1 protein-coding gene is annotated in these 240 nt (G+C 65.0%); it reads left to right on the forward strand.

The features are described 5' to 3' along the window. A partial coding sequence (locus RM779_RS33560; protein WP_311621569.1) for an integrase core domain-containing protein occupies positions 1–240 on the forward strand: 240 nt, incomplete at both ends.

The raw sequence follows: 240 nt of genomic DNA on the forward strand, positions 1-240 counted from the left end.
GCATCGAACGTGTCCTGACCGACAACGCCTGGTCCTACCGCAAAAGCACCCTGTGGAAGCAGGCCTTGGCCGACCTCGGCGCCACCGGCAAGCTCACCCGCGCCTACCGACCCCAGACCAACGGCAAGGTCGAACGCTTCCACCGCACCCTGCTCGAGGAATGGGCCTACCACCGCCCCTACACCTCGGACACCGAACGCCAGACCGCGTTCACCGACTGGATCGACTGGTACAACTACC

This window comes from Streptomyces johnsoniae (genome assembly GCF_031845565.1).
Taxonomy (GTDB): Bacteria; Actinomycetota; Actinomycetes; order Streptomycetales; family Streptomycetaceae; genus Streptomyces; species Streptomyces johnsoniae.